The sequence below is a fragment of the Nocardiopsis ansamitocini genome (genome assembly GCF_030268225.1).
Classification (GTDB): Bacteria; Actinomycetota; Actinomycetes; order Streptosporangiales; family Streptosporangiaceae; genus Nocardiopsis_D; species Nocardiopsis_D ansamitocini.
Window position 1 is genome coordinate 64,507 of the sequence record NZ_BSQG01000012.1, and the last position, 24,134, is coordinate 88,640.

12 protein-coding genes are annotated in these 24,134 nt (G+C 72.5%); 1 reads left to right on the forward strand and 11 read right to left on the reverse strand.

Annotated elements, in window-relative coordinates:
- Nucleotides 1-34: 34 nt before the first annotated feature.
- From QSJ59_RS22470 to QSJ59_RS22505, 8 genes are all read right to left on the reverse strand, one after another.
- A complete protein-coding gene (locus QSJ59_RS22470) occupies nt 35-1,768 on the reverse strand; it encodes an ABC transporter ATP-binding protein (protein ID WP_285761736.1) in 1,734 nt (577 codons plus the stop codon).
- Nucleotides 1,768-3,546 (reverse strand): ABC transporter ATP-binding protein, encoded by a 1,779-nt coding sequence (locus QSJ59_RS22475; protein ID WP_285761737.1) that lies wholly within the window; start codon nt 3,544-3,546, stop codon nt 1,768-1,770. Before QSJ59_RS22475 ends, QSJ59_RS22470 begins: the two co-directional genes overlap by 1 nt.
- A gap of 178 nt (nt 3,547-3,724) precedes the next feature.
- Entirely contained in the window at nt 3,725-4,453 is a 729-nt protein-coding gene (locus tag QSJ59_RS22480) for a class I SAM-dependent methyltransferase (protein ID WP_285761738.1), read from the reverse strand.
- Nucleotides 4,454-4,499: 46 nt separating this feature from the next.
- Entirely contained in the window at nt 4,500-5,285 is a 786-nt protein-coding gene (locus QSJ59_RS22485; RefSeq protein ID WP_285761739.1) for a thioesterase II family protein, read from the reverse strand.
- Nucleotides 5,282-6,388: a Gfo/Idh/MocA family oxidoreductase gene (locus QSJ59_RS22490; protein ID WP_285761740.1), complete on the reverse strand. Its 1,107-nt coding sequence runs from the start codon at nt 6,386-6,388 to the stop codon at nt 5,282-5,284. Before QSJ59_RS22490 ends, QSJ59_RS22485 begins: the two co-directional genes overlap by 4 nt.
- Nucleotides 6,385-7,524, reverse strand: coding sequence for a saccharopine dehydrogenase NADP-binding domain-containing protein (locus QSJ59_RS22495; protein ID WP_285761741.1), 1,140 nt, complete (start codon nt 7,522-7,524; stop codon nt 6,385-6,387). Before QSJ59_RS22495 ends, QSJ59_RS22490 begins: the two co-directional genes overlap by 4 nt.
- A complete protein-coding gene (locus QSJ59_RS22500) occupies nt 7,521-12,974 on the reverse strand; it encodes a non-ribosomal peptide synthetase (protein ID WP_285761742.1) in 5,454 nt (1,817 codons plus the stop codon). Before QSJ59_RS22500 ends, QSJ59_RS22495 begins: the two co-directional genes overlap by 4 nt.
- A 132-nt stretch (nt 12,975-13,106) precedes the next feature.
- Nucleotides 13,107-19,643, reverse strand: coding sequence for a non-ribosomal peptide synthetase (locus QSJ59_RS22505; RefSeq protein WP_285761743.1), 6,537 nt, complete (start codon nt 19,641-19,643; stop codon nt 13,107-13,109).
- 121 nt (nt 19,644-19,764) lie between these two features.
- On the opposite strand from QSJ59_RS22505, the gene QSJ59_RS22510 reads away from it, so the two are divergent.
- On the forward strand, nt 19,765-21,396 hold the full coding sequence (locus QSJ59_RS22510; RefSeq protein WP_285761744.1) for a (2,3-dihydroxybenzoyl)adenylate synthase: 1,632 nt from the start codon (nt 19,765-19,767) through the stop codon (nt 21,394-21,396).
- 45 nt (nt 21,397-21,441) lie between these two features.
- Here the strand turns inward: QSJ59_RS22510 and QSJ59_RS22515 are convergent, their stop codons facing one another.
- From QSJ59_RS22515 to QSJ59_RS22525, 3 genes are read right to left on the reverse strand one after another with little or no spacing between them, the layout of a single operon-like run.
- Complete coding sequence (locus QSJ59_RS22515) at nt 21,442-22,080, reverse strand: isochorismatase family protein (protein ID WP_285761745.1); 639 nt, start codon at nt 22,078-22,080, stop codon at nt 21,442-21,444.
- The gene (locus QSJ59_RS22520; RefSeq protein WP_285761746.1) at nt 22,077-23,318 is read right to left on the reverse strand and encodes an isochorismate synthase; all 1,242 of its coding nucleotides are present in this window, start codon (nt 23,316-23,318) and stop codon (nt 22,077-22,079) included. Before QSJ59_RS22520 ends, QSJ59_RS22515 begins: the two co-directional genes overlap by 4 nt.
- Nucleotides 23,308-24,108 carry a 2,3-dihydro-2,3-dihydroxybenzoate dehydrogenase gene (locus tag QSJ59_RS22525; protein WP_285761747.1) on the reverse strand — a complete coding sequence of 267 codons (801 nt, stop codon included), beginning with the start codon at nt 24,106-24,108 and terminating at the stop codon, nt 23,308-23,310. The genes QSJ59_RS22520 and QSJ59_RS22525 overlap by 11 nt, the downstream gene beginning before the upstream one ends.
- Nucleotides 24,109-24,134: the final 26 nt, after the last annotated feature.

Below are 24,134 nucleotides of genomic sequence, written 5' to 3' on the forward strand. Positions count from 1 at the left end.
GAAGCGGGGCTCGTGGTCGCGTGCGACGTGTTTTCTAGGAGGGTCGGGCGGTGAGGCGCCAGCCCCGGGCGCGCTCCCGACTGCGCAGGAAGTCGGCGTAGCGGCCGTCGCGGGCAAGGAGTTCGTCGTGGGTGCCGCGTTCGGCGATGCCTCGACCGTCGAGGAAGAGGATCTGGTCGGCGTTGCGCACGGTGCCCAGGCGGTGGGCGATGACCAGGAGGGTGCGATCGCGGGCGAGTTCCCCGATGGCTGTGGCCACGATGGCCTCGTTCTCGGGGTCGAGTGCCGCGGTCGCCTCGTCCAGGACGATGATCGGGGCATCCTTGAGCAGGGCACGGGCGATGGAGACGCGCTGCTTCTGGCCGCCGGACAGCGCGACGCCGCCTTCGCCGACACGGGTGTCCGCGCCTTTGGGAAGTTCGGCCAGGACCGGGTCCAGTCCGGCGCGGGTGGCCGCCCGGGCGACCTCTGCGTCGGTCGCGCCGGGCCGGCCCACGCGGATGTTGTCGGTGATGGAACCGTCGAAGAGATAGACGTCCTGGAAGACCATGGCCACGCGCTCGGAGACGCCGTCGCTGCCGATGGCGCGCGCGTCGGCGCCCCCCAGGGTGATGCGTCCGCTCGTGGGATCGTAGAAGCGGGCGAGCAGGCGCACCACGGTGGTCTTGCCCGATCCGGAGGGGCCCACCAGTGCCGTCATGGACCGTTCCGCGACGGTGAAGGAGACGTCGCGGAGGACGTCAGGGCCGTCCCCGTAGGCGAAGGAGACGTCCTGGAAGACGATGTCGGAGCCCGGTGGGTCGGCCGGGGTCTTTGGCTCTGGCAGTGGCCGGACGGCGAGGAGCGCGTTGATGCGGTCCGGTCCGCTCCTGGCCATCCGCAGTGCCGCTCCGAGCTCCGCTGCCGCACCGAGGGGCTGGATGCAGCGCGCGATGAGCACCAGCAGGCCGACGAGCAGGGCCGCGTCGAGGTCCCCACCGAGGGCGGAGTACACGGCCATGACCAGGAGCAGGGCGAAGACCAGGCGGACCAGGAATCCGAATCCGACGATGGCGGGTACCGCTCGGGTGAGCAGGCGGCGCGCGGCTGCGTGCTGGGCGACCAGCGCGGTGTCGAGGGCGGAGCGTTCGGTCCCGACCCGGCCGAACGCGCGCAGGACCGGTTGGGCGCGGGCGTACTCCAGGACCCGACCGGCAGCCTCGTCCCCGGCCGCGTCGACGGCCGCGTCGTTGCGTTCCACTGCGGCGTTGCCGTGGCGAAAGGCGAGCCATAGCAACGGGGCGCACACCGCCGCCGCGGCGGCGAGGCGCCAGTCGTAGAAGGCGAGCACGCCGACGGCGACCAACGGGGTGACCACGGCGTCGGCGAGGGGCGGCACGATGTGCACCGGTACCTGCATGGTCTGGCTGACGGCACTGGTGGCGGTGCGGTTGAGCTCGCCCAGGCGTGCTCCGGTGAACCAGCCCAGGGGCAGACGCACCACGTGACCGCCGATGCGCCGGTGCAGGGCACGGGAGATGGAGCCGCCCAGGCTGAAGTTGGCGTAGAGGCCGAGGGCACGCAGCACGGCATAGACCGTGGTGGTGCCGGCCAGTGCCCCCACCCATGGCAGGACGGCGGCCGGGTCGGGACCGAGCAGGACCGCGACGACCGGCACGAGCAGCGCGAACACGGCCCCCTGCAAGGCCGAGACCACGAGGACGAGGGCCAGCCGGGCGCGGATCGGGCCGACGTGCTCGGGGCCCAGGGCCCGCAGGAACGAGGTCATCACCGAGAGGTCTCCTTGTCGTGGCCTGCGTCGGGTGTGCTCTGGGCCGCCCAGAGCCGGGCGTAGCGTCCCGATTCGGCCAGCAGCCGCTCGTGGGTGCCCTGTTGGGCGACGCGGCCGTGGTCGAGGACGACGATGTGGTCGGCGTTGGTGACGGTGGCCAAGCGGTGGGCGATGACCAGGAGGGTGCGCCCCCGGGTCAGCGCGGAGAGCGCGTCCTGGATGGCCGCCTCCGACTCGGGGTCGGCGAAGGCGGTGGCCTCGTCCAGGACGAGCACGGGCGGGTCGGCGAGCAGCGCGCGGGCGATGGAGACGCGTTGGGCTTCCCCGCCCGAGAGGTGGGCGTCCTCGCCGACGACCGAGTCGTAGCCGCGGGGGAGGGCGGCGAGGCGCTCGTGGATGCTGGCGGCGCGTGCGGCTGCCTCGATCTCCCGGAGGGCCGCGTCGGGGCGGCTCAGGGCGATGTTGTCGCGAATGGAGGTGCGCAGCAGTTGGACGTCCTGGAACACGAAGCCGATGCTGCGGTAGAGCTCACCGGTGGGGATGTCGCGCAGGTCGGCGCCGCCCACTGTGATGGAGCCCGCGGTGACGTCGTGAAAACGCGCCAGTAGTGCGGCCAGGGTGGACTTGCCCGCCCCTGAGGGGCCTACCAGCGCGGTCACCGTCCCCGGCTCCAGGACCAGGTCCACCCCGGCCACTGCCTCGGTGTTGCCGGTGTCCTCCTCGGTAGCGGGATAGGAGAAGTGCACCCCGTCCAGGACGACTCGACTGCCTACCGGCAGGCGTGCGGTGCCCTCGGGGAGGGTGGGCAGCGCCATCAGGTCGGTGACGCGGCGTGCGGCGGCGCCGGCTGCCTGGAGTTGCTGTACACGTGAACCGATGACGTTCATGGGCGCGCACAGGGCGGGGGCGAGCAGCGCGAAGGCCACGACGTCGAGCGGCGCACTCCAGCCCTGGAGGGCGAAGAGCGTCCCGGCGACGGTGACGACCACGGTGACCACCGGGGCCGACAGCACGAGGAAGGAGCCTACCGAGGGGGCCATGGTGGAGCGCGACCACGAGGCGAAGAAGTCGGCGAAGGCGTCGGTGGCGCGGGTGAAGCGCGCGTGTGCGCGGTGCTGGCCGCCGAAGTGCTTGACGACCCCGATGCCGTCGACGAACTCCACGACGCCGGCGTTGACGTCGTTCATCGCGGCGGCGTAGTCGGCCATCTTGGCCATGGACCCGGCCATCGCACGGGCGAACAGCAGGACCCCGGTGGCGACGACCGCAACGCTGACCAGGGCCAGACGCCAGTCGACGACGAACAGGTAGACGAGGGCGACCAGTGGAACGGTGACGGCCGAGGCGAGGTCCAACAGGGTGTGGGCGACCAGGGAGTGCACTTCGGAGACGTCGTCGTGCAGCGCCTTCTTGACCCGGCCCGAGCCCTGTGCGGTGAACCAGCCCAGGGGTGCGCTGCCCAGGCGTTGGGCAAGGGACCGGCGCACCGACAGCTGCATGTCGTTGTCGGCGTGGTGGCTGACCAGGGTGGCCGCAGCGGCGAAGGCCAGGGCGGCCACCGCACCGACAACGGCGGCGGCGACCAGTGCCCAGGCGTGGCCGGGGCCGGGGGGTTCGGCGTCCGCCAGGAAGAGGCGGCCGATCTCCACGACGGCGACCAGGGGGACCAGGCCGAGCGCGGAGGAGGCGACCTGGCAGGCCACGGCGGCACGCATGCGCCCCTTGATCGGGGCGAGCAGTGTTGCCAGCGGCCGGGCGGGGGCTGCTGCGCTCATCCGGGGTGTCCTCCGTTTCTGGGGGTACGGCCTCGGGGGGAGGCGGTGGCGGGGGGCGGCTCGGCGGGACGGCCCGGGAAGGGAACGAGCACGGGGAGGGATGCATACTCAAAACGAAAATGATTTTCATTTTTAATACTACTCCCCCGGCCCTCCCAGGAGGAACGAATCGGGCGCCTCACTTGACCAGCACCCCGATCTCGGGGGTGACCTCTCTGCCCAGATGGGTGATCTGGCGACTGGTCAGCCCCGATTCGACCGCCAACTGGTCCACGCCGAAGGTCTCCCAGTCGTAGGAGTCCTCCACGGTGCGCACCCTGCGGCCCTCGCGGAAGACCCGCCACTCCGTGTTCCAGCGCATGACGGTGGGCCCGGCGGGCTCACCCGCGATCCACCACTCGTAGGTCTGCGCACCCACCGTTTCGCGCACCATCCGGGTCGCCGGAATCGTGCGCGGGGTGTCCACACCCATCAGCTCCACCACGATCGGCGCGCCCACTGGCAACCGCTGGGAGAGCCGGCGCCACAGATGGATGCGCTCGGGCCGAGTGAGGTGCCCGGCCACCCCGAAGATCACGGCCGCGGAGATGGAGTCGGGCAGCTCCAACTCCTGGGCGGGTTCCGGCACCACCGTCACCCTCCGGCGCAGCCCCGGGTCTCCGTAGACACGGCTGGTGAGGATGGCGCGCATGTTGGGCGAGGGCTCGGCGCTGATGATGTCGGCACCGGGCAGCACCTCGGCGATGGTCGCAGTGACCAGTCCGGTGCCCGCCCCGATGTCCACGACAGGGCCGTGGGAAGTGTCCAAGCCGGCCAGGGCGGCGCGCAGCGCCGGGCCACTGCTGGCCATGTGGCGGTGCCCGACCAGGTCGAAGAACTCGGCGGCCGGAGAGTAGTAGTCGATCACAGAATGCCTTCTTTGCCAGGCCGCGGTGCGGCTGGGGGAGGGGATGTCACGGGGTGCTGGGCCAGGGCGGGGAGTCGTGCGCCAGCGCGGGGTCCAGGCGGCGCACGAGTGTGTTGACCACTTGCCTGCGCCCGGGCACGAGGTAGAAGTGGTCCCCGGGGAACACCTCGACGTCCAGGCGGCCGGTGGTGGTCCGCGCCCACCCCCGGGCCTGTTCCACGCCCACCTCGGGGTCGGCGTCGCCCAGGAAGACACTCACGGGGCAGCCCAACGGCGGTCCCTCCGCGGGAACGTAGCGTTCGATCAGCCGGTAGTCGGCCCGGACATAGCCCAGGATCATCTCCCGCATCCCGGGGTCATCGAAGATGGCGCGCTCGGTACCGCCCAAACGGGTGAGCTCGTCCACCAGGGACTCGTCGTCGCCTTCGTGCACGCGTCCTCCCAGGCGGGCGGCGGGTGCCCGGCGCCCCGAGGCGAACAACCGGACCGGTTCGACGAAGCCGCGCCTGCGCAGTTCCCGTCCCAGTTCGAAGGCCACGGCGGTCCCCATGGAGTGACCGAACAGCGCGTAGGGGCGGTCGATCAGTGGGGTGACCGCGTCGGCGATCCCGGCCACCAGGGTCGCCATGTCGTCCACGGGCGGCTCGTCCAGGCGGTCCTCCCGCCCGGGGTACTGGACGCACACGAGGTCGATCCCCGCGGGCAGCAGCGGCGTCCACCCTCGGTAGGAGCCTGCGCCGCCGCCGGCATGGGGCAGGCACAGCAGACGCAGGCGGGCGTGGGGGCGGGGCCGGTAGCGGCGCAGCCAGGAGTCGGTCGGGTTCGCGGTCATGATCGTCCAGTGGTGGTGTGGAGGTCGGCGAGCCGTACGGTCGGCGGGGCGAGCGAGCGCACGAGATCGGGAGGCCCCAACCGGCCGGTGAGGTCCTGCCACATCCGGCTGGCCGCGAGATCGTACTCGCCGACACGCAGCGCGTCGGCGCCGCCCGCGACGTCGCGGGCGAACCCCGCCAGCGCGCGGCCCAGGGCATCGGGCCACAACCGGGTGAAGACCTCGCGGAGCGTCCCGGCCCCGGTCCCCTCCAGGACGGCCGTACTCGCCACGTCCAGGTATCCGGTGTCGGGCCCGTCATGGCGCAGGCGGTGATGGGAATCGCGGGGGGCGTGCAGGCGCGGGCTCCAGACCACGGGGCCGTGGGTGTCGGCCAGGGTGAGCACACCGGCGTCGGTGGCCAGGGCCAACCGGTGCCACAGAAGCGCGCCGTTGTCGGCGTCGAGGGGGTCCATCTGGTTCTGCACCCGAAGAGTGGCCGGGACGCCGCCGACGACGCCTTGGACCACCCGGTAGGGCTGGGGGGTGGCCGCCAGGGCGGCCAGCTCGGCATCGAACTCGACCGGCTCCGCGAAGGCCCACGGCCGCAGTCCCCCGAGGGCCGCCCCCAGGACGTCCACCAGGGGGTGGAGCACCTGTAGGGCCACGGTGGCCTCCACCGCGCGCACAGTCGTTCGGGTGCGCAGCGCTGCGGCAGCTTCGAGGAAGCGGCGTACCGGGCGGACGTGACGGTAGAAGGGGTTGAGCCGGTAGCGGACTCCGCCGCCGCGCGCCGCGCGCATGGCGCCCGCGAGTTCCCCGTACCCCACGGGGTGCTCCTGGAGCACGTGGACGCCTCGTTCCAGGAGGGTGCGCGCGAGCATGCCGCCCTGGCCCCCTGAGACCCCTGCCCCCACCACTACGCATGCCGCGTCGACGTCGCCGGGCAGACCGGCGGGGTCGGTGTACAGGGGCACGCCCAGGTGCCGGGCGTGCCTGCGGGAGAACCCCCCGCCCCGGGCGAGGATCCCGACGAGTTCGAACCCCGGTGCGGCGGTGACCGCGTCGGCGTAGAAGCGGCCGAACCCCGTTCCGCACACGATGGTGCGCAGTGGCGGGGTCACAGCGCTCCCTCCTCGACGTCGTCGAATTGCGGGACGCCCTCCTGGAACCGCACCGGCTCCATCACCCCCGCGTCGGTGAGCCGCGCGACGGTGTCGGCGGGGTCCAGGACACGGGCCGCGTAGTGCACCCCCGGCTCGATCCGGCCGCCCACCAGGGCGTGGGCCGCCAGGGCCCCGACGTATCCCGTGGTCCGGTAGCTGTCGGTCAGACGGACCGCCAGGGAACGCACGCGCCCACGGCCCGCCACGCGATCGGTGAGGACGTAGGCCAGCAGGTAGTAGGGGACGCGACCGGCCAGGTCGAGGTCGGCTGCCGCGCGCAGCCGGGCGGTGAACCGGTCGAACTCCTCGGCACGGTGGAGGGGGCGTCCCGCGGCCTCGGTCAGGACGGCGCGGGCGGCCGTTCCGGGATGGACCGTGTACCAGTCGAGGCCGTCGAACCCGAGGTCGACGGCCAACCGCTCGGCCTCACCGGTCAGGAATGGTTGGAGATGGGCCGACGCGGGGAAGAAGGGGACCCGGACACCTTCCTGGGCGCGCAACGCGCGCGCGACACGCCGCCCCCCGCGCCAGGCGGCCAGGGACTCGCCGAAGGAGAAACCGGTGGCAGACCCCGGCAATGACAGAGCCATGTCGGCGGCCGCGGTGGGCGTGCACTCCTCCAACCCGCCGGTGTAGGCGCTCAGGTGCGCGTCGGCGCCGTGCGGGGTGAGCAGTCGCGGCAGCAGTGCCGAGAGACCGGGCAGGACGCCGGCCGACAGCACGGCGGTACGTCCCCGTTCCGCGAGGCCCAACGGGGCCAGACGGTCGTGGCAGGGGTCGTCCCCGGTGACGTCCGCGTAGTCGGCGCCGGCGGCGAGGGCGGCGAGGGCCACCCGGTCCACCACCGCGTAGGAGGGGCCCGCGCAGTTGAGGACGACGCGCGCGCCCGCGCAGAACGCCGACAGCGCCGCGTCATCGGCCAGGTCCACGACGACAGCCTCGGTTCCGGGCCCCAGCTCTGCGGTCAGGGCCCGCAGTGGAGCGGGGCCGCGCGCGCCCAGGCGCAGGGGGCCGGGCCAGAGCCCGTGCAGGGCTCTGGCCGCGGCGGTGCCGACGGCGCCGGTGGCGCCCAGGACCGCGATGGGCGCGGTCATGCGATCACGTCGCCGTCGGTGATCTCGGCGAGCAGCTTGACGATGCCCGGGGCGTAGGGCACCGACAGGCAGCTGAAGTGGTCGCCGGGGATCTCGGTGACCGTCAGGGTTCCCAGGACCAGGCGTTCCCAGTAGTCGGTGACGCTCTCCTTGTTGCCGGGGAAGGGGTAGGCGCCGCTGTGGCGCAGGAACGTGACGTCGCCGGCGTAGGGCTCCGGCTCGTAGCGCGAGATCGCGAAGACGCTCTGCCGGAAGATGCGGAAGAGGTTCATCAGCGCCTCGGGCTCGTACGTCCCGGCCGAGGCGGGAACGGCCGCGGTCATCCGCCGCACCCTGACATCGCGCGGAAGCGCGGCCAGTTCCCTGAAGCACTCCGCGACGTCGGCGTATTCACCCCGCAGGCGGCCGATCGCACCGTCGGGAAGCAGGCCCGGCGTCTGCTCCAAGAGGACGTCGGAGGCGGCGGAGACCCGGTTCTCGTCGGCGGGGAACCCCACACGCGCCGGGTCGATGCCCATCATGACCGCGAAGGCGTACTCCGAGATCAGCTCGTCGTCGAGGCGGAAGGGCGGTCGGTGCGTGCTGATGGCGGTGAGCGAGGCGACTTCGGCACCGGCCTCCCCGAGGGTGCGGGCCACCTCCGTGGCGATCAGGCCGCCCAGGCAGTACCCCACCACGTGGAAGCGGCTGCCGCCGGTGTCCAACAGCGCGCGGGCGTAGTCGGCGGCCCACTTCTTGATGATGACGGAGGGGTCTGCGTCCAGGAACTCGCCGGTGCGGGGCAGCTCCAGCCCGGCCAGGGTCGAGGCACCGCCCGATCGTCGACGGATCTCGGTGATGAGGGAGCGGTAGGGCACCAGGGTTCCCGTCCCGGCGTGCACGATGGCGGTGACGGGGCCGCCGGAGCCGTTGAGACGCACGTAGGGAGTGGCCGCGGCGCGCTCCTGGGCGGCGTCGGTCCTACCGTCGAGTCCGCGCAGATAGGCGGCGAGGCCCGCGACGGTGGGGGTGCGCAGCATATGGCGCAGTACGACCTCCCACTCGATGTCCCCGGCGGCTTCGACGTGTTCGCCGAGACGGCCCACCATTCGGGCCACGAGCAGCGAGTCGCCGCCGAGGGCGAAGAAGTCGTCGTCGCGGCCGACGTGTTCGCGCTCCAGGAGCTCCTGCCAGAGGCCGACCAGTCCGCGTTCGAGGTCGTCGGCGGGCTCGGCGGAGACGGTGGCCACTCGTGCACCCTCCGCCTCGCGCGGCAGCAGGCGTTCCAGTGCCGCGCGGTCGACCTTGCCGTTGGCCGTCAACGGGAGCGCGTCCAGCAGCTGCCATTGGCCGGGCACCATGTAGTCGGGCAGTCGAGCCGCAACGTGCCTGGTCAGCTCACCGGTGCTGACGGGGACCCGGTCGGTGGCGAGGCGGGTCAGGAACAGGCTCTGCCCGGCCCCGACCAGCCGATCGTCCTCGGCGGGCAGTACCAGGGGCTCCTCGGCCCCCGCCCCGGCCAGCAGGGTCCGCCACTGGTCGCGTGTGGCGAAGGTCTGGTCGGCGTCCGCACGCAGGTCCCGATGCCCCCCGGCCAGGCCCTCCAGGAATTCCATGGACACCATGAGCGGGTACTGCCCCTCCTTGGTGGTCTCGATGAACAGCAGGTGCCCGCCGGGGACGAGCAGTTCTCGTGCGGCCTCCAGCGCGGCTGCGGCGTCGACGGCGTTGTGCAGGACGTTGGCGGCGACGACGACGTCCACGGTGCTGGGCAGGTGGCCCTGGTCGCGTACCGGCAGGTTGACGTCGAAGAGGCCGTACCGCACCCAGGGAAAGTCGGCGAACTGCTCCCTGGCCTCGGTCAGGAAGAACGGCGAGACGTCGGTGAACAGGTAGTCCACCCCGTACTCGGCCAGAGCCGGCACCAGGGCGGCGGTGGTGCCCCCGACGCCCGCGCCCAGTTCCATGACGCGCAGGCGCTCCTCCCCCACGTGCTGTCCGGCGATGCGCGCCAGCGCGGCCGCCGCTGCGGCGTTGAGGTGGCGGATCGCGAGATTGTCCCGGTAGGCGGCTCCGGCGGTCTCCAGGTCGGCGCCCGGGAAGAGCAGGCTGCGCACGTCCAGGCTCCCGCTGACGAGCTCGGGAAGCCGGTCGGCGCAGGTGCGCATGTACTCCAGTAGTTCGGTGCCGTAGTTCACGCGTCGCTCGGCCTCCGTCGCGCGCTGCCACGCGGCCTTCTGCTGTTCGGCGGTGACTGCGCTCAGGCCACGGAAGGCCCCCTCGTCGTCACAGGCCAACCGGCCCTCGCGCACCAGGGCCACCAGCCAGCGCCTCAGCAGGCGGTGGTGCGTGCGCTGGGCGTCCAGGGCAGCCGCCACTTCCTCGAAGGAGTGGGCCGTGTCGGGGGCACCGAACAGGCCGGCCGTGGTGAGGGTCCTGGTGACGGCACCCAGTGCGACCTCGTCCAAGGCCGTCAGGAACACATCGAGGTCGTCGCGGTCCAGGTCCGCGGTCGCCGCGCGGTGGGCCGCGGTGGCGGCCTCGGCGAGGCCGTCGGGGGCGGGGGGCGGGGTGGTGGAGCGGGCGGGTTCGGCGAAGGCCGCGAGCCTGCGGGCGTCGCGGGGGCCGACCGCGACGACGGCGGCGGTCGCCACCCCGGGGTGGTTCTGCACCGCCGATTCGATCTCGGCGAGCTCGATCCGGTAACCGCGGATCTTGACCTGGGAGTCCTCCCTTCCCAGGAACTCGATGTCGCCGCCGGGCCGGTAGCGCCCCAGGTCGCCGGTGCGGTACAGGCGCTCACCGGTGGCGGGCCGGGTGATGAAACGCTCGGCGGTGCGCTCGGGGTCGCCCAGGTACCCCTGGGCGAGGCCCGCACCGCCGATGTAGAGCTCGCCCGCGACCCAGTCGGGACGGTCGCGCAGGGCCGGGTCCAGGACGTGGAAGGTCTGGCCTGCGAGGGGGCGCCCGTAGGGGATGCTGGGCCAGTCGGGGTCGACCACACCGATGCGGTGGTGGATGGACCAGATGGCGGCCTCGGTGGCTCCACCCAGGCTGACCAGTTCCAGGCCGGGGACGGCCGAGCGGAGGGTGTCGGGCAGGGTGACCGGGATCCAGTCGCCCGATACCAGTGCCAGGCGCAGGGCCGACAGGTCCTCGTCGGTACCGGAGGCCAGGTAGTCGCCGAGCATCTGCAACTGAGCGGGGACCGAGTTCCACAGGGTGACGCGGTGCCGGGTCGCGAGTTCGGCCCAGTGCGAGGGGTCACCGCGCCGTTCGGCGTCGGGAAGCACGATCGCGCCGCCTGCGGCCAGCGGCCCGAACAGGTCGTAGACGCTCAGGTCGAAGCCGAGATTGGCCAGGGCCAGGACGCGGTCGTCGGGACCGACGCCGAAGCGTTCGTTGACGTCGGCGACGGTGTTGAGGGCCGCGGCGTGGGCCACCATGACGCCCTTGGGCGTCCCGGTGGAACCGGAGGTGTAGATGACGTAGGCCAGGTCGTCGGGGGCGGCCTGGCTCTTCGGCGGGGCGAGCGGGCCGGGGGCGGGGTCGATCTCGTCGACGCACACGGGGGTGTGACGCTCGGTGTCCACCGCCTCGACCAACCAGGACTGGGTGAGGACGTGGGTGACGGCGGCATCGGCGAGGATGACGTCGCGGCGGGCGGTCGGCTGGTTGACGTCGACCGGAACGTAGGCGCACCCGGCGAGGAGGACGGCGTGGGCCGCCACGACCTGTTCAGGACCTTTGTCCATGAGGATGGCCACCCGCGACCCCGGAGCGCAACCGGTCGAGGACAGCCTGGCCGCGGTGGCGATTGCGGCGGCCAGGAGTTCCCCGTGCGTGAGCACCTCGCCGGCTGTGATGACCGCGGGTTCCCCGGGTGTCGCCAGCGCGGCCGCCACCACCGCCTCGTGCAGGAGCGCCGGCGGGCAGGGGGCCCCGGTGGCGTTGGCGTCGGCGCGGGAGTCGGCCTGGTGGCCGGGTAGGCGCAGGGGGGCGTCCTCGGTCCATGCGCCGTCGTCCTCGGCGAGGCGGGCCAGCAGATCGGTGTAGGCGCCGAAAGCGTCCGCGGCCAGCCCTTCGGGCAGGACTCCGTCGCGCACGTCCCAGTTGACGGCCAGGCCGGTTGCGATTTCCTTGACCTGGCAGTCGATCCACACCTGCGGGGTCTGGCTGATGCCGTGGACCTCCCGGGCCGCCCAGGAGTCGGCTTCCGGCGCGCTTCGGGCACCCAGGGTGCTGGTGAAGACCACCGGCATGAGCGCACCAGGGGTGCCCCGGCGACGGGTGTGCTCGGCCAGGACCTCTCCCCCGGTGAACAGGCCGTGGTCGAGGTCGTCGAGCAGACGCGCGTGCAGCAGGGCGGCGCGTTCGGCGAAGGGCAGCGCACCGTGGTCCTCGACCGCCAGCAGGGTGACGGCGGTGAAGTCGCCCACGAGCCGATGGACGTCGGGGTGCAGATCCAGGCGCTGGTCGACGGGCAGGGCGAGGGTGAAACTGGGGCGGCGGCTCCACCGGGCGATGGTGTCGGCATAGGCCGCCAAGGCCACGGCGGAAGGGGTCAGGCCGTGCCGCTCCGCGCGCTCGCGCAGGCCCGCCCACTGGTCCGTGCGCAGGACCGCGGCATGCCGGGTGAAGGCGGGCTCGGCGGTGGTGCCGTCAACGGTGGGCAGTTCGGGGGCGGCGGGCAGGTCGGCGAGGCGCTCGGACCAGTAGGCGCGGTCCCGCTGGTAGAGGGGGCCGTCCTTGAGCGCGCGCCGCGCCAGGACGTAGTCGCGGAAGGAAAGCGCGAGGGGGGCCGGGGCGTATGCGGGATCGGCGTAGAACGCGGCGAGCTCGGCCAGCAGGAGCTGGACGCTGGCGTAGTCGGCGGCGATCAGGTTCACCGAGAGGTGCAGGACGCTGCGCCGGCGCGAGCGGGTCAGGTGCAGACGCACCAAGGGGCGCTCCTCCCCGGCGGGACGGCCGTCGCTCAACCGGGCGCGTGCCTGCCGCACCGACGCGTCGGGGTCACCGGTCTCGGTCACCGTGAAGGACTCCCCCACCGGATGGTCGAGGACCTGCTGGAAGCCGTCCTCGGACACCGTGACGCGCAGCATGTCGTGCCGGTCCACCAGTGCGGCCCAGGCAGTGGACAGCCGGGCGGGGTCGAGGTCGGCGACGTCCAGTTCCAGATAGGCGTGACAGTCCAGACCGCCGTGGTCGTAGGCGTTGCCTCGGCCGATCAGGTAGGCGGCCTGCACCTCGGTGAGGGGGAAGGGCTCGTGGCGGGCCTCGGGGGCGGGGGTCAGCGCGGGGGCGGTGGCCTCCAGGTGGGCGATGACCTCGGCGCGGTGGTCGCGCACGGCCGCACGGTGGGTGTCGGTGAGTGCACCCTTGGGCGCGCGGAAGCGGAGTTCCCCGTCCTGGGTCCACAGGTGGACGCCGGCGCGATCGAGTTCGGTGAGCAGGGTACGGATGTCCATCATGGGTGCGGCGCGCGGTGGTACGACGCGCCGGTCCTCCTTGGCATGTGTCGCGGTCGGGACCCGCGCCGCTTTCCTCTTGGGTCTGGTGCGGGGCGGGGAGCGGCGGGGCTGGGGGTCAGGTTCGGGCGGGGGTCACAGGGCGCCCGTCTCCAGGTCGGCGGCCGTACCCGCCAGGTGGGCGGCGAGGGCGGCGACCGTGGGGGCGGCCAGGAAGGCGCGGGTCGGCACATCGGTGTCGAATTCCCTGCGCACCGCGGTGACCAGGCGGATGGCGAGCATGCTGGTACCGCCGAGGGTGAAGAAGTTGGCGTGGCGGTCGGTTACGGGGACGCCGATCAGGTCGCCCCACAGGACGGCCAGGCGCTGCTCCGTACCCGGCAGGGGCGGCCGGCCGGAATCCTCCTGGACCCCTGCCCAGGCGAGTTCGGTGAGCGCGGCGCGGTCGACCTTGCCGTTGGCGGTCAGCGGAAGCGCGTCCAGGACGTGGATCCGTCCGGGGACGGCGTGTGCGGGGAGCCGGCGGGCGAGGAAGGCCGCGAGGGCGGCCGGGGTGACCGGGCCGGCGGCGAAGGCGTGCAGCCTCCGGGCGAAACGGCCGCCTGCGGTGAGGGCCACCGCACGGTGGACCTCGGGGTGTGCTTCCAGCGCGGCCTCGACCTCGCCCAGTTCCAGGCGGTGTCCGCCGATCTTGACCTGGTGGTCGGTGCGGCCCAGGAACTCCAGCGTCGCGTCGGGCCAGTACCGGCCGAGATCTCCGGTGCGGTACCAGCGCCGACCGGCGTGTTCGCGGAACTTCTCGGCGGTGCGCACGGGGTCGCCGCGGTAGCCCGACGCCACGCCGGCTCCACCGATCCACAGCTCTCCGGGCACCCAGTCGGGACAATCCCTGCCGTGGGGATCGACGACCCGGTAGCGCTGGTTGCGCAGGGGGAGCCCGTAGGGAACCGAGGACCAGTTCTCCGGGACCTCGCGCACTTCCGTGAAGTTGGACCAGATGGCGGCCTCGGTGGCCCCGCCCAGCGCGACCAATGTCGCCCGTTCGGCCGCTTCGGCCAGACGGGGTGCCAGGTCCAGGCCCACCCAGTCTCCGGAGACCAGGGCGAGGCGCAGTGCCCGGGCGAACCCTTGTCGCTGCTGTCCGGCCAGGAGCAGCATGTCCAGCAGGGCCGGGACGGTGTTCCAGACCGTGACGCCGTGTTCGGCGACCAGTTCGCACCAGCGTGCGGCGTCACGGCGCTCGCCCTCGTCGGGCAGGACCAGCGCCCCGCCGGCCCCCAACAGGCCGAACACGTCGTAGACGCTGAGATCGAAGTCCAGGGCGCTGAGGGCCAGGACGCGGTCGTCCGGTCCGACGCCGAAGCGTTCGTTGACGTCGGCGACGGTGTTGAGGGCCGCGGCGTGGGTCACCTCGACCCCCTTGGGGTCACCGGTGGAACCGGAGGTGTGGATGACATAGGCGAGGGCGTCGGGGTGGTGGCGCACCGGTTCCGCGAGTGGAGCCGTGGCCAGCAGGGCCGCCATGCCCACTCCCCCGGAAACGCCGTCGGGGTCGGCGCAGACAACGACGCCGGTCCCTGCGCGTTGGAACATCCGGTCCCGCCGAGCGGGAGGGGTGTCCACCCCGATCGGCAGGTAAGCGGCTCCCGCCGCCAGTACCCCGAGGACCGCCGCGATCTGATCGGCTCCCTTCGGCAGCGTGACGCCCACCGCGTCTCCGGGACGTACTCCGCGCTCGACGAGGGAGGCTGCGACGCGACGGGCGCGTTCGGAGAGTTCGGCGTAGGAGGTCTCGCCCAGTGCGTCGACGAGGGCGGTCCGCCCCGGGTGGGCTTCCGCGTTGGCGAAGAACGCGTCATGGAGGAGCCCGTGGGGCTCGGGGCCGGCGGTGGCGTTGGCGTGCTCGCGGGCCCGACGCTGGTCGGCTGGCAGGACGATCCCGGGCGGCTTCGGCCCGGCTGCGGTCGCGAAGTCCACCAACAGGCGGCGGTAGGCGTCGAACATGGCGTCCAGGACGCCGCTGGGGAAGAGTTGTTCCACCGCGTCCCAGTGCACGGTGAGCCCACCGTCCGCCTCCAGGACCTGGTTGTCCAGGTGGACCTGGGGCGACTGCGACAGTCCCCACACCCGTGCGCCGAAGGGGGGATCGGTGTCGTACCCCAGGCCGGCTCCGACCCCCAACGAGCTGGTGAAGACCACGGGGACACCGGTTTGGGCCAGGCCGGTGGCGCGGGCGAGCTCGCCCAGGACCCACACCGCCGAGGCGTCGCGATGGTCGAGGTCGCGCCCCAGGCGTCGGTGCAGGCGCGCGGCCGCCGAGGAGAGGTCCTCGCCCGGTTCGCGGTCGTAGGAGGTCAGCGACAGCGAGGTGAAGTCTCCCAGGACGCGGTCCACGTGGGGATGGGCGTCGCGCCGGTTGAACAGGGTGAGGGTGAGGCTGAGTGCGGACTGTCCGCTCCACATCGAGAGCACTTCTCCGTAGCAGGCCAACAGCAGCGCCGACGGGGTGAGGCCCAGTGCCCGGGCACGGTCGGTGAACGCGGCCCACTCGGCGGGGCCGAGCCAGGTGCTGCGTCGGGTGAACCGGGGTGCGTCGACCGCAGCGGGGTCCACCGCGAGAGGGAGCGCCGGGGCCGGGGGCAGCTCGGACAGCCTCTCGCTCCAGTAGGCGCGGGCCCGCCGCACGTCCTCCTCGTCCGGACCGGCCTGGGCGAGGTAGTCGCGGAATGTCAGTTCCACAGGGGCCAGCCGTGCGTCGGGGTCGGCGTAGAGGCGGCCCAGTTCGTCGTAGAGCGTCATGATGCTCAGGGCGTCCAGGACGATGTAGTCGAGGCTGACGCCCAGCCGGGTGCGGGTGCCCCCCTTTCCGGGGTAGCGCACCGCACGGACGTCGAACAGCGGCCAGCGGGTGAGATCGAGGATCTGGTGGCTCATGTGGGTGCGCAGTGCGGCCAGCGCCGTGTCCGCTTCGTCGGCCGTGGCCGTGACGACGGGGATGCGCACCGGTCCGACATCGGCGAGGACGCGCTGGTCGCCGTCCGTGTCGAAGACGGCGCGCAGCATGTCGTGGCGGGCCACCAGTCGGTCGAACGCCTTCTCCAGACCGGCCAGGTCGACATCGGCGCCGTCGAACTCGGTGTAGTGGTGGGTCCCCACTCCTCCGAGGACGAAGTCCTGGTTGCGGCCGATCCAGTAGGCGCGTTGCACGTCGGTGGGAGCGAAGGGCGTGTGGCGACCGCCGGGGTCGGGGCGCACGACGGGGTCGGCCGCTCCCGTGCCCGGCGTGAGACCGGCTGCGAAGTCGCGCAGGCGCGGCGCGGCGAACAGTTCACCCACCCGGGTGTCGGGGTATCCGGCTTCCCTCAGCGCGGCCACCGCCCGGGTGGCCAGCAACGAGTCGCCGCCCAGTGCGAAGAAGTCGGCGGTGCGACCGATCTCCCCTGCTCCCAGGATGTCGCGCCATACTCGGGCGACGTCCCGCTCGACGGCGCCCTCGGGTACGGCGTCGGCCTCCGGGGCGGCTCCGGCCCCTTCCGTCAGCGCCAGGGCCGCGGCCGAGCGGTCGGGCTTGCCGTTGGGGGTGCGGGGCAGCTCCGGCCAGACCTCGATGTGCTCGGGCACCATGTACGCGGGCAGCAGCTCGGCGGCGCGCGCGGCCAGTCCGTCGGGTTCCGGAATCCGGTCGGAGGCGAGGACCACTGCCGCGGCCAGGCGGGGTGCCGCTCCACCGATGACCACCGCGATGGCCGCCGCCACGTGCGGGACGGCGCACAGGGCTGCTTCGACCTCACCGGGTTCGATCCGGTATCCGCCCACCTTGACCTGGTCGTCGACGCGGCCCAGGAACTCCAGCGTCGCGTCGCCACGGTAGCGGGCCCGGTCACCGGAGCGGTACCAGCGCGTGCCCTGTGCGGTGACGAAGGAGTGCGCGGTGCGCTCGACGTCGCCGCGGTACCCGGCGGCCAACGCGGCGCCGCCCACCCATAGTTCACCGGGGACGTGGTCGGGGCGGTCGCGGCCGGTTTCGTCCACGACCCGGCAGCGCACGCCCGGCAGTGGTACTCCCCACGGCATCGAGTGCCATGACGGGTCGACCCGGTCGATCTCGGCGATCGTGGAGTGGACGGCGGCCTCGGTCATCCCGCCCAGCGCCAGGAACCGGCAGTCGGGGGCCTGTGCGCGCACCCGGTCGGGCAGGTCGAGGCCGATGACGTCGCCGCCGAGGAGGACCGCGCGCAGGGGTGCGTCCAGACCGGGGCCGGACTCCGCCTGGGCCAGCAGCATCTCCAGGAGGGCGGGGACGCAGTTGAGGAGGGTGACCCGGTGCTCGTGCATGAGCCGGGCCCAATCGGCCGCGTCCCGACGCACGCCGTCGTCGAGCAGGACCGCCGCCCCTCCACTGGACAGTGGGGCGAAAAGGTCGAAAATCGACATGTCGAAGTCGAGTTCGGCCAGCGCCAGGGTCCGGTCTCCGGGGCCCGCCCCCAGACGGGCGATGAGCACGTCGACCGTGTGCGCGGCTGAACGGTGCGGCATTTCCACCCCCTTGGGCTCTCCGGTGGAACCCGAGGTGAAGAGCACGTAGGCGGTCTGGTCGGGGTCGGGGCGCACCGGGCGCGGCAGGGCCGCCGTGTCCGTGGCCCCGGCCACGTCCACCGCCGGGATCCCTTGGGCGGTGGCCCGGTCGAGGTGGGCGGTGTCGGTGAGCACCAGTGCGGCGCGCCCACGGGCCAGCAGGCGGGCCCGTCGCGCCGACGGGATCGACGTCCCCAGGGGAAGGTAGGCGGCTCCGACCGCGAGCACGCCCAGCACAGCGGCGACCTGATCGGTGCCGCGGGGCATCGTGACGGCCACCGTGTCCCCCTGTTCCACGCCTCGCGCGGCGAGCAGGCCGGCGACGCGCAGGGCGTGGTCGGCGAGTTCTCCGTAACAGACGCGGGTGCCGTCCGCTGCGACGAGGGCGGTGTCGTCGGGGCGGTGCCGAGCACGGACGAAGAAGGACTCGTGGAGGGGCCGCGGCGGGCTGGCCGGACCCGACCCGCGTCGGGCACGGGCGGCGAGCTGCTCGGCGGGGGCCTCGGGAGCAGCCGGTCGATGCCAGGCGGCGGGGTCGGCGACCAGTGCTGCGACCAGCTCGCGGTAGGCGGTGAAGGCCGCGTCGAGGACGCCGGGCGCGAAGGCCGCCTCCCGCACGTCCCAATTGAGCAGCAGGCCACCGTCCAGTTCGGTGACCTGGGCGTCCAGCCACACCTGCGGCCCTTGCGAAATGATCCAGGAGGGACGGCCGAAACACTCCTGCACGGCCTCGCTGAACAGCGGTCCGAGCCCGATTGCGCTGGTGTAGACGACCGGGGCCGGTCGCCCTCGTCCGCCCGAGGCTCGGGCGAGGTCGCGCATGACCTCCACGCCGCTGTAGGCACCGTGGTCGATGGCCGTGTGCAGATCCGCCTGGACCTGGTGGGCGCGCTGGGCGAAGGGAAGGGAATCGGTGACGTCGACGTCGAGCAGGACCGAACCGCTGAAGTCGCCGATGAGACGCTCGACGTCGGGGTGCAGGGGGGTTCGGTCGAACAGCGGGAGGTTGAGCAGGAAGCGGCGTTCGGCGCTCCAGGAGCCGATGGTCTCGGCGAACACGGTGGCCAGGGCCGCGGCCGGGGTGATCCCGGCCGTTCTGGCGTTGCGTTCCAGGGCCCGGACCTCCTCGGGCGGGAGCCAGTGGTGCAGCCGGCTCGACCGCGCCAACGGACTGCGGCCGGGAGTGAGGTCGGTCGCGTCGATGACGGTGGGCAGGCGGGGCGCCTCGGGCAGGTCCGCCAGCCGCTCCATCCACCAGGAACGGGCCCGTTCGCGGGCCGCCTCCATGCGGGGCGTACGCTCGGCGAGGTAGCGCGCGAAGGTGTAGGACAACGGCGCGGGGTCGAGTTCGCCGATGTAGGCCAGACGCAGGTCCTCCAGCAGGATGCGAAGGCTCAGCGCGTCGGCCGCGATCATGTCCAGGTCGACGTGCAGCCGGGTTCGGCCCTCGTCCATGAGGGTGAGCGCGACGTCGAGGACGTGCCCCTCCTCGACGTCCAGGCGCTGGCAGGTGTAGTACTCGCGCAATTCCTCCAGGCGGCGCGCGACCGCGTCCTGGGGATGGGAGCGCAGGTCGTGGACGCGGACCCCGCTCCGGGCCGCGGTGGCACCGATGCGTTGGCGTCCGTCGTCCAGGAACCGGACGCGCAGCATGGGGTGACGGGCGGCGATCGCCGCCAGGGCAGTGGTGAGTCGTCCGGGATCCAGGTCGTGGCCGTCGAACTCCGTGTAGAAGTGCGCGCCGACGCCGCCCAGGGGTTGCTCGTCGCGACGACCGATCCAGTAGGCGTACTGCATCGTGGCAAGCGCGAACGGTTCGTCCTCGGCAACGGTCACCGCGGGACGTACTGCCGGGGCGGGCCCGCTGGATCGACGGGACAGGAGCCTGCTCCACGCGGCCACGGTCGGCTCGCTCGACAGGTCCTCGAACGTGACGTCGGCGCCCTGTTCGCGCCACACCCCCACGAGCCGGATGAGGCCGAGGGAGTCCAGTCCGTGGTCGAAGAGGTCGTCGTCATCGGCGAAGCCGCCGACACCGAGGATCTGCGCGACCTGCGTTCGGATCTCTTCGACCGGTGCCCGCCCGTGTGGTGACACGACGTACCGCCCCCTGTTTCTGCGTGCTCCACCGCAATCGCTCGAAAACGATAACGGTTTTCATTTACGGCATTATGTATAGCACTGTCGGCTTGGCCCCGTCGAGGCCGATGAGCGAGGAATGGGAGATCACGTGGACGAGAAGGACTGGACCGACTGGCCGGAGGAGTTCGCGAACGCCTACCGGCGAGCCGGCCACTGGCGCGACCGGACCCTGAGTGAGCTGCTCTGCGACCAGGCACGCGACCTGGGCGAACGCATCGCACTCGTGTCGCCCTCCGGACGGCTGAGCTACGCGGAGCTGGACACCCGTGTGACTCATCTGGCACGGGGGCTTGCCGACCTGCCGGTACGCCCGGGCGAACGGGTGCTGCTTCAGCTGCCCAACCGGGAGGAGTACGTGATCGCGCTCTTCGCGCTGCTCCGGATCGGCGCGGTCCCGATCCTGGCCCCGCCCTCACTGGGCCGCGCCGACCTGGTCGCGCTGACCCGGCTCTCCGCGGCCGCCGTCCACGTCGTCGCCGACCGGCACGGCCGACGGGATCTGGGACCGGTCGCGGCGGAGGTCGCCCGCGCCTGCCCCTCACTGCGCCGTCTGGTCGTCGCGGGCGACCCTGGAACGGGCAACGGCATCGCCCTCGGCGCGCTGGAGGAAAAGGGCGCCGCCCTCACCGGCGGGTTCCCCGACGTGTCCCCGAACGCGCTCGCGCTACTCCTGCTTTCGGGCGGCACCACGGGAACGCCCAAACTGATCCCGCGCACCCACGCCGACTACGCGTACAACGCCCGCGCCTCGGCCGAGGTGTGCGGGGTGGGCGCCGATTCGGTCTATCTCGCCGTCCTGCCCGTCTCGCACAACTTCACCATGGTCTCGCCGGGCCTCCTGGGGGTCCTCTGCTCGGGAGGGACCGTGGTGCTGTGCCCCGACCCGAGCCCCACAACCGCCCTCGCCCTGGTGGAGACCGAGGGGGTCACGATCACCTCCCTCGTCCCCGCGCTTGTTCCCCACTGGCTCGACGAGGCCGCCCGGGGCGGGCGCAACCTGAGCAGCCTGGAGGTGCTGCAGGTCGGCGGCTCCCGCCTGGACGACACCACTGCGCGCCGTGTCCGCCCGGAACTGGGCTGTGGCCTGCAACAGGTGTTCGGCATGGCCGAGGGCCTGAACAACTACACCCGCCTGGACGACCCCGAGGACATCGTGTGCACCACCCAGGGGCGCCCGCTGTCGCCCTCCGACGAGGTGCTGGTGGTCGACGAGGAGGGCAGGCCCGTACCCCCCGGGCAGCCGGGCGAATTGTTGACCCGCGGCCCCTACACCCTGCGCGGCTATTACCGGGCACGGGAACAGGACCGGTTGTGCTTCACCGCCGAGGGCTTCTATCGCACCGGTGACCTGGTCACCCGTACCGAACGGGGTGACCTCGTCGTAGTGGGGCGGGTGAAGGACCAGGTCAACCGGGCCGGGGAGAAGATCGCGGCGGTGGAGGTGGAGGAGCACCTGCTCGCGATCCCGGGGGTGCGCGCCGCTGCCCTGGTGGGTGTGCCCGACCCTTTCCTGGGCGAACGCGCGGTCGCCGTACTGGTGGCCGGGGGCCACCGCCCCTCGGTGGCAGAGGTCCGGGGACTGCTGCTGGAACGCGGCGTCGCCGCCTTCAAGGTCCCCGACGAGGTGCGCTTCGCCGCAGTGCTTCCGCTGACCGGGATCGGCAAGGTCGACAAGCGGAGACTGCGCACCGAGCTGGGCTCTTCCTGATTCCGCGGACGCGGTGCGGGCACGCCCCGCACCGCGTCCGTCGGATCACCTCCCCAGCGCCGTCATCGCGTTTCGCGTGCTCACCGCCATCGCACAGCGGCGGGTCGCATAGGTGAGGGCCATGGAGTGGTCCTCCGCCGAGAAATCGGCCACGGCGTCGGCCACGATGAAGGGTTCGACGTCGCGCATGAACGCGTCGCAGGCGGTCATCAGGACGCCGATATGGGCGTAGACGCCGCAGACGACCAGTTGGTCGCGTCCGAGGCGGCCCATGGTGGCCGACAGTCCGGTGTTCGCGAAGGCGCTGTAGCGTCGCTTGGTCACCACCGTGTCCTCCTCCCGGGGAGCGAGATCGGCGATGACTGCGGTGTGGGCGGGCTCGTCGCTCAGGCCCCTCCCCCAGAAATCCTGGAGCAGACCCCGCTCCCAGGGCTCCTGGGATCCGGGCTGCGTGGTGTAGATCGTCGGCACGCCCCGTTCCACGCAGCGCTCGCGCAGTGAACGGATGTTGTCGACCAGGGTCGGAACCGGTTCGGCATCGGCGCGGAAGGCGTCCAGGAAGTACCGCTGCATGTCGTGGATCAGCAGTACGCAGCGGTCGCCGTCGAGTCGCCAGTCGGCGTGGTTCTTCGGGATCTCCTCCTCGGCGGGCATGGGATAGGCGTCGATACGCGGCAGCGTCATGGGGCATCGTCCTGTCGGGTCGGGCTCCGCGGATCCACCGGCGGTTCCCGGTGGGGGGACGCCTCTTCGAAGGCGTCGAGCATGGTGCGGAACTTGGCGGAGGTCTCGGCGAGTTCGGCGACCGGATCGGAGTCGGCGACGATCCCCGCCCCGGCGAAGAGCCGGGCCTCGTCGCCCTCCACCTCGGCGCAGCGCAGCGCAACCGCCCACTCGCCGTCTCCGTCCGCGTCGCACCAGCCCACTGCTCCGGCGTAGTGGCCGCGGTCGAAGGGCTCCAGTTCACCGATGGCCTCCAGTGCCAGACGCGTCGGCGTGCCGCACACCGCCGGGGTGGGGTGCACGGCGCGGGCCAGGTCCAGTGACGAGGGGAGCGGCTCCGCCAGTCGTCCGGTGATACGCGTACCGAGATGCCACATCGTGGAGGTCGCGGTCACCGAGGGCGCCTCGGGGACGTGGAGCTCCGCGCAGAACGGGCTGAGCGACTCGGCGAGGGCCGCCACGACGAAGGCGTGCTCGTGCCGGTCCTTCGCCGAGGCGACCAGCTCGCGGGCCCGTCGGCGATCGGTCGCGGGATCGGGGTCGCGGGCCGCGGAGCCGGCGAGCGGATGACTGTGGACGGCCGGTCCCCGCCGTGCGACGAGCAGCTCCGGGCTGGCCCCCAGCAGGGTGCGGCGTGCTCCCCCGTGTTCGGGGGGCACGTCCACGGCGAACACGTGGGCGGCGGGGTCGGCGGAGGCCAGGCGGCGCAGGAGCTGTCCGGGATCGACAGGGTGGTCGAGGACGAGGCGCAGGGTCCTTGCCAGCACGACCTTGTCCAGCTCCGTGCGGGTGACCCGGTCGATCGCCCGGGCGACGGCGCGGGTGTACCCGTGCTCGTCGGGGACGCGATGGTGCGCGCGGATCCGGGGCCGGGCCGGCGCCTCGTCACCGCTTCCGCCCCTGGGGGACCTGCCGCTCATCACGACCTCGTGCGGAACGGCGATGTGCGCGGGGGCGGCGGGGTCGAATGCCAGGGCTCCGACCGCGACGGGTCGGGACAGGCCCGAGCGCCGGGCCGCGTCGAAAGCGGCGCCGAGGTGCTCGCCGGTGGCCCGTTGGACGCGGGTCCGGGACATATCGCGGGCGAGGAGCGTGTGGCCGGGAGTGGTGAACACGAAGTCACCCGGCCGATACGCGTGGAGTGCGTCCAGGGGTCCGGGCTTCTTCCCGGGCAGGTGGTCCCATCGGTCAGGAGCCAAGGCCGGCTCCCCCGTCGACGCGAAGGTCGTGCATGGTTATGTGCTGCGCCCTGGGAGAGGCGAGGAAGAGCACCGCATCGGCGACGTCCTCCGGATCGGCGATCCGTCCCAGGGGGATCCCTCCCCGGAACGATTCGGGCGATCCCGCCACGGCCGACTCCTCCGGGGCGTCCCCTCCCCACAGCTGCCGGCGCATGGCGGTGGCGGTCGTTCCCGGCGAGACCACGTTGCACCTGATCCCGAAAGGGGCGAGTTCCAGCCCCAGGCACAGGGTGAAACGGGTGGCCGCGGACTTGGACGCCGCGTAGGCGGCCATCCCCGTTCGGGAGAGCCGGGCCGCATCGGAACTGACCGTGACGATCGCACCGGCTCTGCGCGGGGTCATGTGACGCGCGACGGCCGTGGAAACATTGAACACACCCGAGCTGTTGACCGCGAACACCGCCGCCCAGTCCTCTGCGGCGAGTTCCAGGACCGGGCCCGGACACAGGATGCCGGCGATGTTGACGGCCAGGGCAATCGTCCCGCTCTCCTCGATCTCGGCCACCGCCGTCTCGACGGCCGCCCGGTCCGCGACGTCGACCGCGTACCCGTCGACGGCGTGCCCCTTCTCTCGGTAGGCCGCCGCCAGTTCCCGGACAGCCGAACCGTCGACGTCCAGGGCCGCGACACGTGCCCCCTGTTCGACCAGGCCGCGCACGACGGCCGCCCCGATGCCTCCGCAGGCCCCGGTCACCAGCGCGGTCCCATCCGCGCCGACCGCATCGCCCCGCCTCTTCCCGACCGCCACTCTGCCCCCTCCAGACCTCCATCAAT

Excerpts from the sequence above, each read along its gene's own strand:
- QSJ59_RS22495 (WP_285761741.1), bottom strand. The coding sequence starts at position 7,524 with ATGACCGCGCCCATCGCGGTCCTGGGCGCCACCGGCGCCGTCGGCACC.
- QSJ59_RS22515 (WP_285761745.1), bottom strand. The coding sequence starts at position 22,080 with ATGACGCTGCCGCGTATCGACGCCTATCCCATGCCCGCCGAGGAGGAG.
- QSJ59_RS22510 (WP_285761744.1), top strand. The coding sequence starts at position 19,765 with ATGGGAGATCACGTGGACGAGAAGGACTGGACCGACTGGCCGGAGGAG.
- QSJ59_RS22500 (WP_285761742.1), bottom strand. The coding sequence starts at position 12,974 with ATGATGGACATCCGTACCCTGCTCACCGAACTCGATCGCGCCGGCGTC.
- QSJ59_RS22470 (WP_285761736.1), bottom strand. The coding sequence starts at position 1,768 with ATGACCTCGTTCCTGCGGGCCCTGGGCCCCGAGCACGTCGGCCCGATC.
- QSJ59_RS22485 (WP_285761739.1), bottom strand. The coding sequence starts at position 5,285 with ATGACCGCGAACCCGACCGACTCCTGGCTGCGCCGCTACCGGCCCCGC.
- QSJ59_RS22475 (WP_285761737.1), bottom strand. The coding sequence starts at position 3,546 with ATGAGCGCAGCAGCCCCCGCCCGGCCGCTGGCAACACTGCTCGCCCCG.